Annotated in this window: 14 protein-coding genes; 8 read left to right on the top strand and 6 right to left on the bottom strand. The window is 43.4% G+C overall.

Going from position 1 to position 16,821, the window contains the following annotated elements:
- Positions 1-21 precede the first annotated feature (21 nt).
- The 4 genes from C825_RS01115 to C825_RS01100 form a co-directional block, all read right to left on the bottom strand.
- A complete protein-coding gene (locus tag C825_RS01115) occupies positions 22-921 on the bottom strand; it encodes a serine O-acetyltransferase (protein ID WP_010801060.1) in 900 nt (299 codons plus the stop codon).
- Positions 922-979: 58 nt separating this feature from the next.
- Positions 980-1,450: a hypothetical protein gene (locus C825_RS01110; protein ID WP_009860319.1), complete on the bottom strand. Its 471-nt coding sequence runs from the start codon at positions 1,448-1,450 to the stop codon at positions 980-982.
- 20 nt (positions 1,451-1,470) lie between these two features.
- Complete coding sequence (locus C825_RS01105) at positions 1,471-1,947, bottom strand: pyridoxamine 5'-phosphate oxidase family protein (protein ID WP_009860318.1); 477 nt, start codon at positions 1,945-1,947, stop codon at positions 1,471-1,473.
- Positions 1,948-3,137: 1,190 nt separating this feature from the next.
- Positions 3,138-4,256: an IS110 family RNA-guided transposase gene (locus C825_RS01100; protein WP_010800321.1), complete on the bottom strand. Its 1,119-nt coding sequence runs from the start codon at positions 4,254-4,256 to the stop codon at positions 3,138-3,140.
- Between the two features lie 144 nt (positions 4,257-4,400).
- Here C825_RS01100 and C825_RS01095 point away from each other — a divergent pair, with 144 nt between their 5' ends.
- Positions 4,401-6,224, top strand: coding sequence for a heparinase II/III domain-containing protein (locus C825_RS01095; RefSeq protein ID WP_010801059.1), 1,824 nt, complete (start codon positions 4,401-4,403; stop codon positions 6,222-6,224).
- Positions 6,225-6,227: 3 nt separating this feature from the next.
- Here the strand turns inward: C825_RS01095 and C825_RS01090 are convergent, their stop codons facing one another.
- Positions 6,228-7,625, bottom strand: coding sequence for a phosphatase PAP2 family protein (locus tag C825_RS01090; protein ID WP_010801058.1), 1,398 nt, complete (start codon positions 7,623-7,625; stop codon positions 6,228-6,230).
- Between the two features lie 238 nt (positions 7,626-7,863).
- On the opposite strand from C825_RS01090, the gene C825_RS01085 reads away from it, so the two are divergent.
- The 3 genes from C825_RS01085 to C825_RS01075 are packed head-to-tail and all read left to right on the top strand — an operon-like array spanning position 7,864 to position 11,349.
- A complete protein-coding gene (locus tag C825_RS01085) occupies positions 7,864-8,589 on the top strand; it encodes a succinate dehydrogenase/fumarate reductase cytochrome b subunit (protein WP_009860315.1) in 726 nt (241 codons plus the stop codon).
- A gap of 33 nt (positions 8,590-8,622) precedes the next feature.
- A complete protein-coding gene (locus tag C825_RS01080; RefSeq protein ID WP_009860314.1) occupies positions 8,623-10,566 on the top strand; it encodes a fumarate reductase/succinate dehydrogenase flavoprotein subunit in 1,944 nt (647 codons plus the stop codon).
- 27 nt (positions 10,567-10,593) lie between these two features.
- Complete coding sequence (locus tag C825_RS01075; protein WP_009860313.1) at positions 10,594-11,349, top strand: succinate dehydrogenase/fumarate reductase iron-sulfur subunit; 756 nt, start codon at positions 10,594-10,596, stop codon at positions 11,347-11,349.
- Between the two features lie 298 nt (positions 11,350-11,647).
- Here the strand turns inward: C825_RS01075 and C825_RS01070 are convergent, their stop codons facing one another.
- Positions 11,648-12,493, bottom strand: a complete 846-nt coding sequence (locus C825_RS01070) for a helix-turn-helix domain-containing protein (protein ID WP_009860312.1) — start codon at positions 12,491-12,493, stop codon at positions 11,648-11,650.
- Positions 12,494-12,733: 240 nt separating this feature from the next.
- Here C825_RS01070 and C825_RS01065 point away from each other — a divergent pair, with 240 nt between their 5' ends.
- The 4 genes from C825_RS01065 to C825_RS01050 all read left to right on the top strand — a co-directional run bounded on the left by C825_RS01065 (position 12,734) and on the right by C825_RS01050 (position 16,674).
- A complete protein-coding gene (locus C825_RS01065; protein ID WP_009860311.1) occupies positions 12,734-13,948 on the top strand; it encodes a radical SAM protein in 1,215 nt (404 codons plus the stop codon).
- 177 nt (positions 13,949-14,125) lie between these two features.
- Positions 14,126-14,710: a DUF417 family protein gene (locus tag C825_RS01060; RefSeq protein ID WP_010801057.1), complete on the top strand. Its 585-nt coding sequence runs from the start codon at positions 14,126-14,128 to the stop codon at positions 14,708-14,710.
- A gap of 405 nt (positions 14,711-15,115) precedes the next feature.
- On the top strand, positions 15,116-15,865 hold the full coding sequence (locus C825_RS01055; protein ID WP_010801056.1) for a LiaF transmembrane domain-containing protein: 750 nt from the start codon (positions 15,116-15,118) through the stop codon (positions 15,863-15,865).
- A gap of 2 nt (positions 15,866-15,867) precedes the next feature.
- Positions 15,868-16,674 carry a LytR/AlgR family response regulator transcription factor gene (locus tag C825_RS01050; RefSeq protein ID WP_010801055.1) on the top strand — a complete coding sequence of 269 codons (807 nt, stop codon included), beginning with the start codon at positions 15,868-15,870 and terminating at the stop codon, positions 16,672-16,674.
- Positions 16,675-16,821: the final 147 nt, after the last annotated feature.

The raw sequence follows: 16,821 nt of genomic DNA, 5'->3' as shown, positions 1-16,821 counted from the left end.
GTGCGTTGTAAGAAAAGATATTTATTTAGTTACTTTATTTTGTGTAATGACAGCACCGGGGGGAACATCTCCGGTGATCCAGACGTTGCCGCATATCGTGGCACCTTTGCCGACCCGTATTTTCCCCAATAGCGTCGCGTTGGAGTAGACGGTCACATTGTCTTCCAGGATGGGATGGCGGGGGACACCGCGGATCGCGTTCCCGTTCTCATCGGGCGGCAGCTTTTCTCCGGCAAGGCTGACACCCTGGAAGATGCGTACGTTATTCCCGATCACACTGGTTTCGCCGATCACGGTACCCGTGCCGTGGTCGATAGAGAAATAATGTCCTATCTGAGCTCCCGGATGAATGTCGATACCGGTTTCGGAATGAGCCATTTCGGTGATCATCCGGGGTATAAAAGGAACGCCCAACTTATAAAGCTGGTGCGCTATACGATAATTGCCTATTGCCCGGAAGCCCGGGTAACAGAAGATAACTTCATTGATGTTTTGTGCTGCCGGATCACCGTTGTAGGCGGCTTCGGCATCGGTGGCAAGCAGACAGCGCATTTCCGGCAGTGTGGAAATGAACGCTTCGGAAAGTTTTTCTGCCTGGCTGAAGATCAGCTCTTCCGCACAGGAAGTACAGCTGGTGTCGGCCAGGCAAAGGCCCGCATAGATTTGACGGCTGAGCAGCTCGTGCAACTTTTCAATATTGACCCCGGTATGGAAACGGATCGTCTGTGTACTGATCCGCGCATTCCCGTAATAGCCAGGAAACAGGATTGCACGGCACAAGTCAATGATCTCCTCCAGTACTTCACCTGAAGGCAATGCCTCTTCATCGCGGTAGGCATGAAACAGTTGTTTGTATGAACATTCGTCCGACAGCTTTTCTACTGTTTCATTCAATACCTTGCTATGCTTTTGCAATCCCATTATTTCGAAAGTCTTATTTTGGGCAAAAGTACATTAAATATCTGATATATGTGTACTTTTAATAGGTTATAACTGCTTTGAAATGCGTTTCCGGCGGCCGTTGATCAGTAAAGAAGTCGGAGAATGTCACCTTAAAGATGATGAATCCGTCTTTTGTATATTCGGCAGCATAGGTTTCTGTCCATATGTTATTCTCTTTATCTATTCGATTGACAGGGTTGGGTAATGCAGTTTGTGCTTCTTTGTCTTCGCCGTGATCCAGATACATGTAACAGGTAATTAAGCCTTCTTTATAAGCATCCTGATATATGTCGAAATCTTTATCGGCAATTCTGTACTCATACATGTAAAAAGGTTCGTTATTACCATTGTCGACTAATTCCCAGTCGCTTGACTTAACTTGTATATCCTTGTCAAATATCCAGTAGGTTATACCGCCATCTTCCCCGTCTCGTCCCGGAGGCCCCATCGGTCCTTCGCATGAAGCGAACAGGAACACCATTAAAAATATTGCTAACAGATTTTTCATATATTCACTCTCTTAAATGTTTAGTATTTCTTGTGCGGTGCCCCGAACTCTTTGCATGTTACTTCATCGAGGTCTACCAGCCATATTTTTACGTTTTTCACAGCCGGGTCGGAATAACGGAATTCCTTGTCCGAATACTGTTTCATAATTATATCCAGCGCTTCCGTTTTCTTGTCGAAGTCTTCTTCAAACCGCACTTTACCCCATGCGATAACGCTTTTGGAACGCATACGGTAGCTGCAAGCCACTTCGGGATGCTGGAATACCAGATCATGGTCGGTGCTGAAGGTGATGCAAACCTTCGGGTTACGTTCCAGGATTGAGATACTTCGGCCTTCCTGCGCTGAATGTAAATAGATAACACCGTTCCGATAGCCAAAGTTCATGGGTATAACGTAAGGCGTACCATCCGTATCAGCCAGTCCGACGAAACAGACATCGCAACTACGGATAATCTCCTCGATATGTTCTTTCTCTGTGTGTACCAGTGTCTTCATTACTATTTTTAATTATGCTTTTGCAAACATAGTAAAAAAGTTCAACTTCTCGGACTTACTTTTGCGACTTTATTATATATGTACTGTTTTCGTCAATGTGTCAAAATGTCAAATAGTCCTTCTGTCAGTGAGCTGTACGTGTCCTAAATCAGGTTTGTTGTTTTTATTCGCTCTACGGGATGATTGCGAATGTCTTTATTTTAATTGTTGATTAATAAATGTAGCTTTATGTTTGATGATGTGTGGTAGTCGTTGATAAATGTCGTAAAGTACATTTGAAATATGTGAATGTGCTGTTGGAATTTGGTCTGGATATTTACTCATTCTGGAGATAAAATGTGTTGTTTAGCATGTGATTTGAGGTCCCAAAGCCTGTTTATAATAAATTTTCTGGACAGAATTAACAAATTTTTCATCTGCAATAAATCTCCATTTCATTTAAAATGAAAAAAAATTCGTTTTAAACGAGATTACAATTTGTTTAAAATGAAGAGTGAAAATCTATATGAATACGCTAAGTGTTAAATATTGTGTTTTCGGATCTTCTATTTCTACTGTTTTGTGAAATATAGCAGATACGTATATGCGTAAAAAATATACAAAATGATCTTTAATCGTTGTAAATTGTAGCAAAATGGTATTTTCTTGTCTGTTAAAAGGATTCCGGATAAGAAAACACTTTTTCAAGCGATTTCCTATATTTCCTCTATAAATAAACAAACGTGAGTTCGAAATAAGTACCATAACCTTCCTCAGAATAACAGTCAAGCCATGTTTAATAACATGTATGTGTAAAAATATAACAAAAAGTTTGTATTAAAGAAAAATAAACCTGTCCTTTGACGAAAAGATTTTAACTATGAAAAACACAAAGAGATAACATTGCCACAGTCTTGACTATGAAATGTATGATCTTTGGGAGGGAGTCTGTATAAGGGTCCCTTTTTTCTTATTATTTTCTGTGTAATAAAAGTTACACTAACCTTATTTCGAACTCCCGTTAAAATAAGATCACTTTGTAGCTGTCCCTACATTTTGTCTATGCAGAGAGTGATAAATAATTTCCTCTTCGAGCTTGTTTGTCTCAGACGCAATTCCTTGCCAGAGCGTGCCTGTATACCAGTTTGCAAAAACGGGGTTTACTCCACCACAAATATAAGGGTCTTGGAACGCTCATTAAGAAGCAACCATTAATTCACAAATGGCATATAAGGTTGCTTTTTAGCTAATAAATTCCAAATAACAACGAGTAGCTTTCGAGCATTTGCCATTAAAGCCTTGTTGTGATTCATTCTCTTTTTCAAGGTATGATATCTGCTATAAAATTTAGATGTTTGAGTCCTGCAGGCTCCCCATGCACATTGTGTAAGCATAACACGTAAATACTTGTTTCCATGTAAAGTCTTTCTTCCTTTGATCTTTCCTGCACTTTGATCATTTCGCGGTCTTAATCCAGCCCAGCCAACTAAAGCTGATGCTGTTAGAAAGGCTTTCATGTCAACACCGATTTCTGCTATGATTCTCATAGCGCTTTCCTCTTTTATCCCAGGAGCTGTTTGAAGGATTTCCAGTTCCTCGGCATAATGTCCCTCGCAAATTATTCGCATTTTCTCTTTACACTCAAGAAGCTGACGATCATAAAGTTCCACTTCTTCCAAACTCATTTTAAGCATGTCTCTGTCTGATGAAGATACAATACCAGTCAAAGACGACTTAATAACCTCATGACAATGTTTATTACGAATACGCTTGTGAACCAACAGAGCTAATACTTCAGAATCAGTTTCACCACAGATTAATGCATTGACCACCTTACGCATGGATTTACAACCAATATCAGAAACATAATTACTCAAACGAATATTGCAACGTTGCAACGTTAGATCGATAGCAGATTCAGCTTGCTGTTTGCGACGAGTCAAATGGAAGATACGACGACTGTACTGACGTAATTCCTGTATTTTTGAATCAGGAATATAACTTCCCTTAATTAGCTCTTTCTGAAGAACAGTCGCAATCCATTGGGCATCTTTAATATCAGTTTTACGACCAGGGAGTTGACGGATGAAATAAGGGTTAACCAATTTAACATCAAAATCGCATTCCAAAATGCGCCAAATAGGAACCCAATAAATACTGGTGCTTTCCATTGCAACTTTACCAACACCATGAGAGACTAAAGTGTCACGAAGGCGATCCAGTTCCGGTGTTAAAGTTCCAAACACATCTTCAATTTTCTCACCGTTTGCTGTGAGAATACACATAAAGACACTATCTTTATGCACATCAAGACCACAAACTCTGTCCATAAGATATAGTTTTTTTGTATTACAACTTTAAAATAACGAAAGTCGGTGGAATAACAGCAGGGAGTGGTCTTTATTTTTATTAGACGCGCTTATAAATCTCAATTTTTATGTAAGTTTGTAACTCCAATTAAATATAATACCTGTATGAATAAAACTATCCTGCTTGTTGTGTTTTGCTTTTCCCTGTTCGTTTCGGGGTATTCACAGGGAATACGCTTTGATTCTTACCCTTCTCATCCCCGGTTGCTGGTAAAGAAAGGAGAGGAGCAAAAGATTAAATCCGATCTGGCTCTTAATCCGGAGATGCTCCGGTTGCATAACTATCTACTTGGGCAATGCGACGATCTGATCACGACGCCTGTGCTGGCATATAAAAAAGAAGGGAAACGGTTGCTGGCCGTATCGCGTGAAGCCTTGCGGCGTATCTTCTATCTTTCATATGCTTACCGGATGACAGGAGAGGATAAGTATCGTTTGCGGGCAGAGCAGGAAATGATTGCCGTGTGTTCGTTTACCGATTGGAACCCGTCCCATTTTCTGGATACGGGCGAAATGACTATGGCGGTTGCAATCGGTTATGACTGGTTGTTCGATCGGTTATCTCCGGATGCCCGGAGGCTGGTGCAGGAGGCGATTCTGAATAAAGGTTTTGCCCCGTCGAGGGATAAAAGATATAACTGGTTTCTGAGAGCGACCAATAACTGGAACCAGGTCTGTAATGCCGGACTGGTTTACGGTGCACTTGCCGTTTTAGAAGATCATCCGGAAGAGGCCCGTGAAATCATTGAACGTGCTTTATCTACAGTCGGCTTGACTTTGAAGGGCTATGGTCCCGATGGCGCTTATCCCGAAGGATATAATTATTGGGGATACGGGACTACCTTCCAGGTTCTTTTGAATGCCGCGTTGGAATCCGCCTTGGGGACTGACGGCGGTCTCTCTTCGGCTGAAGGTTTTCTGGCTTCTGCCCGTTTTATGCAGTTTATGACCGGAACGACCGGTAAATGCTTTAACTTCAGCGATTCCCGTGAGAGTGTCTTTGCTTTGCCGGCTATGTACTGGTTTGCCGACAAGCTGCAAGACCCTACACTGCTTTGGAATGAAAAGGATATGTTGAGTCGGGCGGAGTTGTCTTTTTCGGATGAGGAGAGCCGTTTCCTTCCGTTGATTCCGATTTATGGTTCACAATATAAAATGAATGAACTGGTGCCTCCTGCTATGAAATTGTGGGCGGCTAACGGACAGACGCCTGTCGTGCTGGTCCGTACGGGTTGGGAGAATGGAGAAGGTTTCTATCTGGGAATAAAAGGAGGAACGGCTTCGACCAGCCATGCCCATATGGATGCCGGATCGTTTGTGTTCGATGCTTCGGGTGTTCGCTGGGTGCAGGACCTGGGGATGCAGGAATATTATTCGCTGGAAAAGGAAAATGTAGATTTATGGAATATGTCGCAGAACGGGCAGCGCTGGAATGTGTTCCGTTATAATAACCTGGCGCATAATACACTGACTGTAAACGGTAAATACCATGATGTAAACGGTTTTGTACCTGTGACAAATATCTATTCGGAAGCGCATAAACTCGGAGCTTCTCTGAATATGACGGACTTGTTCGGCGGAGAATTGGAAAATGCCGTCCGTGAAGTTGCTCTGATCAATGAAAAATATCTGTCGGTGATTGATCGTGTAAAAGCTGGCAGTCAGCCGGCAACTGTCAGATGGACGATTGTAACCGGGGCCATTCCCCGTGTATTGGACAGTCATATGGTGGAACTGACAAAAGACGGCAAATGTATGCAACTGATCGTTGATAGTCCATCCGTAACTTCTGTGTCCGTCCTTGATAATGTATCGAAGAATAGCTATGATGCTTCCAATGAGGGAACCTGCCGTATCGTTTTCGATGTAAGTCTGGAAAGCGGGCAGGAGAGCGATATCAAAGTCCGGCTGGTTCCTGCTGCTGACTGATAATTACCAGAACAGCGCCGTTACGGTTGCCCCTATTGTAAAATAGTGTATTTTGTGCTTGCTTAAATGGCTCTCGCCGTAGACTGGTTGGCTGTCTCTGAGGCTGGTTAAGATTTCGTAAGGTGCTTTCAGGAACGTATAATCGTAATCTACGAACATACGGATACCCAGGTTGCGGCTGACGATCCCGGTCGCTGAAATGCCTGTGCGTAAAACATAGTTGCTGCTACCGTTGCCTTTCATAAAAGCAATATTATTTATGGTTCCGTATGGGGGGTGCTTTTCCTGTAAGTCCATTTCCACTTCATTTTTCACCAGATAGGAATATCCGGCCTGGAACTTTGTTCCTAAAAGCAATTTACTGGCTACAGGTAACGAGAAATAAGGCCCTGCCGTAAAAGTAAAAACACCGGTCGGATCGGCATGGATGCGGGTGATGTCATATTTGGTTGAAGGGGTTGTTCCTGTATAAAGCGACATGTCGAATGCCATCGGGCTTGCCAGCGCTGTTATTTCGCCGCCGATACCGAAATAAGGATTGAAGAAGTAACCGCCTTTTACGCTGACATTGGTTGCTCCCGGCGAGCTCAGGCGTATATTTTTACCTACCTCGATACTTCCGTTGATGATACTGTATCCTACGGCGAACTCCAGGAAAGAAGGGCGCCCTCCTTTGGGGGCAGACTCCCTGAGCTTGTCAGGGAGATTCAAGCCTTTGTCCTTGAAGATCAGGTCTGCCAGAAAATACCCTAACTCTGTGGATAAGATGCCGATACCGGCCCCGGCCAGTACGTCGCTCAGCCAGTGGCGGTTGTTCAGTTGCCGGCTGAAAGCGGTGGCTGTGGCGACTGTATATCCCCCGATACTATATAACGGGCTGCGGGTCAGACCATATTCCCGGTGCATGATGGTAGCAGCCATGAAAGCGGTTGCCGTGTGTCCCGAAGGGAATGAGTTGTTCTTTGAGCCGTCGGGGCGTTCGCGTTTGATCGTATATTTCATGCTGTTGACGGTAGCGGCCATGATCGTTGCCGAAAAAGCGTTCGATACGATCATCCGGGGCCATGAACTACGACTTTCCACACCGCCGAGCTTCATCCCGTAAACAGCAAGCAACGGAGTATATTGCAGAAAATCATCGTATCTGTAATGGAAGTTGGGCGTATGCGTATTGCGCAATGTCCGGAATTTATCGCCCTGCCCATATGTTATGGCTGAAATGGCGAAAAGAGGAACAGGGACACGCAGCATCTGGTATACCTTATTCTCTGATATTTTGTTGTAAGTGGTTTCAAATTCATGTTCTTTATTTATGAATCTCGTACTATCTTTCCACTGAGCACGAACAGACGGTATAAAAATCATCATAAATAAGAAGCTCAGCATTTTACGTTGTAACATACGATCCCCTGATTATGCCACGAAGATATAAAAATGCCGGTTAGTACTGGTTACATTTTCGTTAATTTATTTATTGAATAGGATTTACCGTTTGTCCCTCCTGAAATGTATAGGTTTGATTGGCGAAATATTTCTTTAATCGTTTGCGTGATACGTGTATTTAGCATACCTTTGCCTGATAATTGAGTATATTGATATGAATTTCTAAAAACAATTAAATAACTTAAATTATTATCTTATGTGGTTACTTAATTCTTCTATCGGGAAGAAGCTGATAATGAGTGTATCAGGCCTTTTTCTTGTTTTGTTCTTATTGTTCCACTTGTCAATGAATGTGGCGGCTGCTTTCTCGGGAGAAGCCTATAACATGATTTGTTCATTGTTGGGAGCAAATTGGTATGCCGTGGCAGCAACATTGGTGCTGGCAGCAGGCGTTGTGATTCACTTTGTGTATGCTGTTCTCCTTACACTGCAAAACCGTAAGGCTCGCGGTAACGACCGTTATGCAATTAACGCTCGTCCGAAAGGTGTGGAATGGGCATCTCAGAACATGCTGGTACTGGGTATTATCATTATCCTGTTCATGGTGTTGCACTTCAGCCAGTTCTGGTATAAGATGATGTTCGCCGAACTCCTAGGCAATCACATGGTAACACTTTGCGACGGAACAACAACCGTATCTCCTCAGGACGGTGCAGCGTTTATCAACTACTATTTCCAGGGTAATATCCTGAATACAGTGCTGTATCTGGTATGGTACGTAGCTTTGTGGTTCCACCTGACTCACGGGTTCTGGAGCGCTATTCAGACTATCGGTTGGAGTAACACGATCTGGATGAACCGTTGGATCTGCATTTCCAAGATTGTAGCAACCGTTATTTGCGTAGTGTTTGCTATCATTACTATCGTTTTCTACCTGAATGGTGTAGGTGGTGACTATGTAGCTGTTTGTGCAGGACATTAATTTAAGGTGTAACAATATTGAAAATAAATCATTATGACTCAAATAGATTCTAAAATCCCTCAGGGCCCGTTGGCTGAGAAGTGGAAAAATTATAAAGATCATCAGAAACTGGTGAACCCCGCAAACAAACGTCGTCTGGACGTGATTGTAGTTGGTACTGGTCTGGCCGGTGCTTCTGCTGCTGCCTCTCTGGCAGAAATGGGATTCAACGTATTGAACTTCTGTATCCAGGATTCTCCCCGTCGCGCACACTCAATCGCCGCACAGGGTGGTATCAATGCTGCAAAGAATTATCAGAATGATGGTGACTCTGTTTACCGTCTGTTCTACGATACAATCAAAGGTGGTGACTATCGTGCCCGCGAAGCAAACGTTTATCGTCTGGCTGAAGTTTCCAACTCTATTATCGACCAGTGCGTAGCACAGGGTGTTCCTTTCGCTCGCGAATACGGTGGTCTGCTGGATAACCGTTCATTCGGTGGTGCTCAGGTATCCCGTACGTTCTATGCCCGCGGTCAGACCGGACAGCAGTTGTTGCTGGGTGCTTACTCTGCTTTGAGCCGTATGATCGGTTTGAACAAAGTAAAGATGTATACCCGCCACGAAATGCTGGACGTTGTGAAGGTGGATGGCCGTGCCCGCGGTATCATCGCACGTAACCTGATCACAGGTCAGATCGAACGTTTTTCTGCTCACGCAGTAGTGGTGGCAACAGGTGGTTATGTAAATACTTTCTTCCTGTCTACTAACGCAATGGCTTCCAACGGTTCTGCTGCATGGCAGTGCTACAAGAAAGGTGCTTACTTCGCTAACCCTTGTATGGTGCAGATCCACCCGACTTGTGTACCGGTGAAAGGTGACTACCAGTCTAAGCTGACTTTGATGTCTGAATCATTGCGTAACGACGGTCGTATCTGGGTTCCGAAGAAACTGGAAGATGCAAAAGCATTACAGGCCGGAACTAAGAAAGGGAAAGACATTCCTGAAGCAGACCGCGACTACTATCTGGAACGCCGTTATCCGGCATTCGGTAACCTGGTTCCGCGTGACGTGGCTTCACGTGCCGCTAAAGAACGTTGCGACGCCGGCTTCGGTGTGAACAACACAGGTCTGGCCGTGTTCCTCGACTTCTCCGACGCCATCAACCGTCTGGGTAAAGATGTTGTAAAAGCTAAATATGGTAACTTGTTCGACATGTACGAAGAAATTACCAACGACGATCCATACGAAACTCCGATGATGATTTATCCTGCATTGCACTACTCGATGGGTGGTCTGTGGGTTGACTATGAATTGATGACTTCTATTCCGGGTCTGTTCGCTATCGGTGAAGCTAACTTCTCTGACCACGGAGCTAACCGTCTGGGTGCTTCTGCGTTGATGCAGGGATTGGCCGATGGCTACTTTGTATTGCCTTATACAATTCAGAACTATCTGTCAGACCAGATCCAGGTTCCACGTTTCAGCACCGACCTGCCTGAGTTTGCAGAAGCTGAAAAGGGGATCAAAGACCGCATCAAGAAATTGATGAGTATCAAGGGTAAAGAGTCGGTAGATTCTATCCATAAGAAACTGGGTCATATCATGTGGGAACATGTAGGTATGGCACGTGATGCAAAAGGTTTGCAGGAAGCGATCCAGATGTTGAAAGAGCTGAAGAAAGAGTTCTGGAGTAATGTATATATTCCGGGTGAAGCCGATAACCTGAACGTAGAGTTGGATAAGGCATTGCGTTTGGCTGACTTTATTGAGATTGGTACATTGATGGCACACGATGCATTGGACCGTGCCGAATCTTGTGGAGGACACTTCCGTACAGAGCACCAGACCGAGGAAGGCGAAGCCCTGCGTCATGACGATAAGTTCATGTACGTATCTTGTTGGGAATACCAGGGTGAAGACAAAGATCCGGTTATGCTGAAGGAAGATTTGAACTATCAGTTCGTTGTTCCTCAAACACGTAACTACAAGAAGTAATAATCATCAATCACAAAAATTAGAATCATGGATAAAGATATAAAAGTAACACTTAAAGTTTGGCGTCAGAAAAGTCCGAAAGATAAAGGACAATTTGAGACTTACCAAATAGACAAAATCAATCAGAGTGTTTCTTTCCTGGAAATGTTAGACATTTTGAATGAACGTTTGGTCAGTGAAGGTAAAGAGCCGATCGTATTCGATCACGACTGTCGTGAAGGTATCTGCGGTATGTGTTCTTTGTATGTAAACGGACATCCGCACGGACCTGCAACCGGCGCAACTACTTGCCAGCTTTATATGCGTCGCTTCAATGATGGCGAAACTATTACAATCGAACCGTGGCGTTCTGCCGGTTTCCCGGTAATCCGCGACTTGATGGTAGACCGTTATGCTTACGATAAAATTATCCAGGCAGGTGGTTTCGTATCAGTGAACACAGGTGGTGTACCTGATGCCAATTCAATCGCTATTCCTCGTGCAGATGCTGAAATGGCTATGGATGCTGCTGCATGTATCGGTTGCGGTGCTTGTGCTGCTGCTTGTAAGAACGGTTCGGCTATGTTGTTCGTTTCTGCAAAGGTTAGCCAGTTGGCTCTGTTGCCTCAGGGTAAGGTAGAAGCTGCTCGTCGTGCGAAAGCAATGGTTGCCAAGATGGACGAACTGGGCTTCGGTAACTGTACCAACACGCGTGCTTGCGAAATGGAATGTCCGAAGAACATCTCTGTCAGCAACATCGCTCGTTTGAACCGCGAGTTCATTTGTGCTAAATTGCAAGACTAATATACATTATATATGTATGTCCGGAGAGGCGTTGCTTATGGCAGCGCCTCTTCTTTTTTGCCCCTATTTTAACATTTCTGAAGTCATAGATAAATATCTTGAATGTTGTTAGTGTTTCTTATATGCTATACAACACTAATTAGCATTTTAACTATTGACAAGTTGGAGAATACCTGTATCTTTGTACTGTGGTTTTTTCATAATAGTATTAGATTTAAGGTTAACAAAGTTGGTTAGGGCTTGTCGTGAGACAGGCTTTAATTGTTTATAGGGGTTTGCGTCCGGCATATCCCTTTTTTTAGCTCTCCCTGTATTCCTGCGGGGTCATTCCTACATGTTGCCGGAAATATTTGTTGAAGAACGAAAGGTTGTCGAAACCCAGGGCGAATGCAATTTTCTTGACCGGCATATCGGTCGATTTAAGCTGCGCTTTGGCATCCATAATGATGATATTGCTCAGGATATCCAATGCAGTCCGTCCGCTGACCTTTTTTATCACATAACAGAAATGCTGCAAGGTGATGTTGAGCCTTTTGGCGTAATAAGACACGCTATGCTCTTTCGTGTAGTTTTCCATCGCCAGTTGTACGAACTCCCGGCATATTTCCATGTTACGCGTCATGGGAGCATTGCTATATGGCGTATGATTCCTGTATAATTCAATAACCCCTTGCATGAAGATAGTAAAGATTGCCTTGATAATCTCCTTGTTCTCGATGGTTTTAGGCATGGAATAAGCATTGATCAGCAAGTCGAAAGCCTGTTGGTAGAGTAAGGATATATGTTCCGGCAGAGGCATGATCGGACTGTCGAATATGACAGGCAGATAGTTCGTAATCGTCTTTATATAATTGATATGGCTGACGAATACGGAAGAAAAGCCTGCAAAACACAGTTTTACATCATCGGAAACCTCATGTATCTGAATGAAGCAACCCGGGGGTAAGGTGATAAAGTCGTTCTTCCGGATGGTAAACTCAGTTAAGTTTACAGTCGCGTGGACTGTCCCTTGTACGCAAAGCACGAATATGCCAGCCTTGATCTTGCACGGGAAACGTCCGTACTGGTTCAGTATTTCACCTGTAATACTGTTTCCTACAATAAAATCTACGGGGAGGTCGAATTTAGGAATATTGTCTTCCATACTTTTATATACACTTAATTGAATGTACAAAGATAGTTTTTTTGAGACAAGTTAGTCGATAATCTTAAATATAGAACATCGAATCCCACAAATGGAGATTGTTTTGTGCTGTATAATAGTTGAAATTTGCGAATGTTTTCAAGTCTTGCTGATAGATTTGTTGGGATGGTATATATTTGTCTATCTGCTAAATAAGATATGGGAGCTAATACTAATAGAGAAATCTAATCGATAATAACAATGAGTACGAAAAGAACAAAGAGCTCTTTCAGGACAATGAGCACAAACAGAAAATTAGAATCTGTTTTCCTGTTTGTCACAGGACGGTGTAATGCTAAATGTAAAATGTGTTTCTATGCAGAAGACATGGATAAAAAGGAGAAAGACCTGACTTTTGAAGAAATCAAGACAATCTCCGAAACAGCCGGGCAGTTCAACCGTTTGTGGGTATCCGGCGGTGAACCGACACTGCGTGAGGAGTTACCTGAAATTATAGAGATGTTCTACAAGAATAACGAGATAAAGGACGTGAATATCCCTACCAACGGATTGAAGCCTGACCGGATCGTCGCCTGGGTAAAACAGATCCGCCAGAATTGTCCGGAACTGAATATCAACCTGAGCCTTTCTTTGGACGGTTTCGGTGATACGCATGATATACAGCGCGGCGTTCCCGGCAATTTCTACAAAGCGATGGGGACACTGAAGCTGATTGAAAAAAACTTTGCTGACGACGGCAGGGTGTTGAAAAACCTGGCCACCGTAATCACCAAATATAACGAGAATGAGGTCGAGGATCTGATGATATGGATGCTGGGACGTTTCCATCTTTCCAATCATATTATTGAAGCTGCACGCGGTATGACCCGCGACGACGGAGTGAAGGTTCTTACCGAGCCTACTCTACGCGCCTTGCAGGATAAGGTTGTTCCTATTTATAATGTATATGGGGAGCGTATGGCGGAGGAAACCGGTGGGTTCAGAAAACCTATCGCCCGTTTCTTCTACCTGGGTTTCATACGTACATTATATAATGTACGTGCGACCAATATCGATCATCCGACACCCTGGGGTATGGATTGTACGGCCGGCGAAACAACACTGGTAATAGACTATGACGGTCGTTTCCGTGCCTGTGAACTTCGCGAACCGCTCGGTAATGTCAAGGATTATGACTGCAATATCGCAAAGATTATGGAGAGCGATGCCATGAAACAAGAGATTGCCGCTATCGGTCATGGTGACAAGGCTAACTGCTGGTGTACGCATGGGTGTTGGATCACTTCATCGCTTGTTTTCAATCCCCGCAAGATGATCACGCAGGTCTATAAAGGATACCGGGAGATGAAGAAGCTGAACCGTCCTCTGAATATCAGTGAAGAGCTTTTGCAGAGTATCGAACGCAAATATGCCTTGGACGAACAGAAACTGGTGGAGCTGGGAGTTCGTAATTAAAATAGTTCCGATAACGGATCATTTATAAAGCCGGTTGACGGGAAATATACCTCTGTTAACCGGCTTTATTGTGTTTAAGGGAATAATTGTCAAATTATCCGGTAGAATTGCCATTTCCCATAGGGGAAAAATGTCGGATCTTTGCATCATAAGTTAAACTGATAAACAAAGAAAGACATGACTACTAAATTAAAAGATTTATTCGACACATTTCTGAACATTGCAGCTTCTTCACAGAAACTGGGTATTAACCTGATCCGCGTAGCTATCCTGATTATATTCGTATGGATCGGCGGGCTGAAATTCTATAATTATGAAGCGGAAGGGATCGTTCCTTTTGTGGCAAACAGTCCGTTTATGAGCTTTTTCTATGCAAAGAGTGCACCGGAATACAAAGAATATAAGTTGAAAGAAGGTGAATTCAATGAAGCCAAGCATCAGTGGCATGTAGAAAACAATACCTATATTTTTTCACATGGACTAGGCATTATGATCATGGCGATCGGTATCCTGACTTTCCTGGGTATCTTTTCTCCGAAAATTGGCTTGATAGGTTCCGGACTGGCGATCATAATGACATTGGGTACGCTTTCATTCCTGGTGACAACACCTGAAGTGTGGGTGCCCGATTTGGGAAGCGGAGAACATGGTTTCCCCTTACTGACCGGAGCAGGTCGGCTGGTAATAAAAGATACGGCAATCATAGCCGGAGCGATCGTGGTATTGTCCGACTGTGCACAACGTATATTAAAGAAGAAATAGGAATAAAAAGTGTTTATTTTAACACTTTGGAAGCAAAAAACAAACATATTGAACCTTGTTAGCTTTTCTTATAGTGTATGAAACACCATTTAGCATAAAACCTCTTGACAGGTTTGGATTAAGCAGTATATTTGCATCGTGGTTTTTTCATAATAGTATTAGATTTAAGGTTAACAAAGTTGGTTAGGGCTTGTCGTGAGACAGGCTTTAATTGTTTATAGGGGTTTGCATTCGGAAATGCAAGCCTTTTTTCTTTTAAATATGGCATTCTCTGAAAAATAACTCCCTTTTTTATCGGTAATATTCGGCAATTCACCGATATTTGACTGTAATAGGACGTATTTCTATTGCCGGAAGGCTGACAGGAGCATACTTTTGCTCTCAAACAATTAAACTGTATATCGTATGAATCTTAGGAAAAACTTATTTTGGGCCATCCCGTTTATTGTAGTGGGGGTCGTATGGATCATGAGGAACACAGGCATGATCACGGATGATCTTTTTCATATCATTGTATCCTGGCAGATGCTTGTAATGTATATAGGTATAGGGAGTATTTCCCGGAGACATTATATAGGCGGTTTGATTACCTTTTTGGTTGGTGCGGCATTTTTACTGCCACGACTGGGGTGGATGGATAGCGATTGGTTGCAGGTCTATTGGCCGGCTGCTTTTGTCATTGTCGGTTTAATGCTGATCTTCGAACCGCGTAAAAAGAACTCCTATCATTACAATAGCCGGAGAGAGGATACCGGTGGAGAAGATATCCGGGGAAATGCCGTTGCCGGTAAAGTAAAAAGTGATTTTATTAATACGGACGGATATGTGGAATCGGATAATACATTTGGCTATGTGGAACAAATTATTTTAGATCCGGTATTTAAAGGAGCCAGGATTAGGACTGTGTTTGGGGGAACGGTCCTGGATTTGCGGAAAACGAAGCTGGATAGTGCTAAAACCTATATTGATATCGATTGTAAGTTTGCCGGTGTGGAAATCTATCTTCCTGGGGATTGGGCGGTCAATTTTCATGGCAGTCCGATCATGGGGGCATGCGAGGATAAACGTTTTAATGCCTCTATGGAAATGGATAAAGAACATATACTGGTTGTACGGGGAATTGTTATGTTCGGTGGCATTGAATTTAAGAGTTGATTATGCAGACACATCCGTTTATAAATTCTGTCCTGTGTAGAATGGCTGGTGTGGCTTTGGCTGTGGTCAGTTGCAGCATAAGCGCCTTGCTCCTCTATTATTACGGACATACGGGATGGCTTGTCGCATGGTTGGATAGTCTGGTTTCGGTCGGTATATTCTGTGTCTCCGGTTTCCTGTTCTGGTATGTAACAGGCATATTGCGGCCATTACAGGCCCAGATTGCATTGGCTGTTGGCGTCCTTATCATATCCGTTACCGGAGGATATATGGCCGGGGCGCTGGTTTATCCGGATAGGATGGATTGGTTTGCATCTACCATTCCGTTCCGTATTTTGTTGGGTTTGCTGGGATGGATTATTTTGGCCCAGTGGTATTATATCCGTTGGAAGGAGTTGCAGATGGAGATACAGGAGGAACAGAGAAAAGAAGAAAATGCTCCGGCGGAAACAGGCGTATCGTCACCGGAAGAGGAAGCAATACTGGATCGCATCTCTGTGAAGGATGGCAGCCGTATCCATCTGATCCACCTGGAGGAGTTACTTTATATCCAGGCCAGCGGTGACTATGTGGCACTCTTCACGACCGACGGACAGTATATAAAAGATCAGACAATGAAATATTTTGAATCGCATCTGCCGGCAAACCTGTTTATCCGTATTCACCGTTCCTGTATCGTTAATAGCGAACAGATCATGCGTGTGGAACTGTTCGGCAAGGAAAGTTACCAGGTTCGTCTTAAAACAGGTGTCTGTCTGCGTGCCAGCCTGACCGGATACAAGTTGCTTAAAGAACGTCTTTCTCTATAGATTTGGCTGTTTTAACTGTTAAAATTAGCAGTTTTTGTCTGTATTGTATAAAGTTTTGTGTTCGGAAACAATTTTTAGCTACAATGCCCGAAAGGCTTAACATATATTGTCTGTAAAAGACTTGACAAACGCTTGTTTCAGGCTTAT

The sequence above is a fragment of the Parabacteroides sp. ASF519 genome (assembly GCF_000364265.2).
GTDB classification, from domain to species: domain Bacteria; phylum Bacteroidota; class Bacteroidia; order Bacteroidales; family Tannerellaceae; genus Parabacteroides; species Parabacteroides goldsteinii.
Note: the sequence above shows the minus strand (reverse complement) of the source record. Positions and strands in the feature narration are given on the sequence as shown.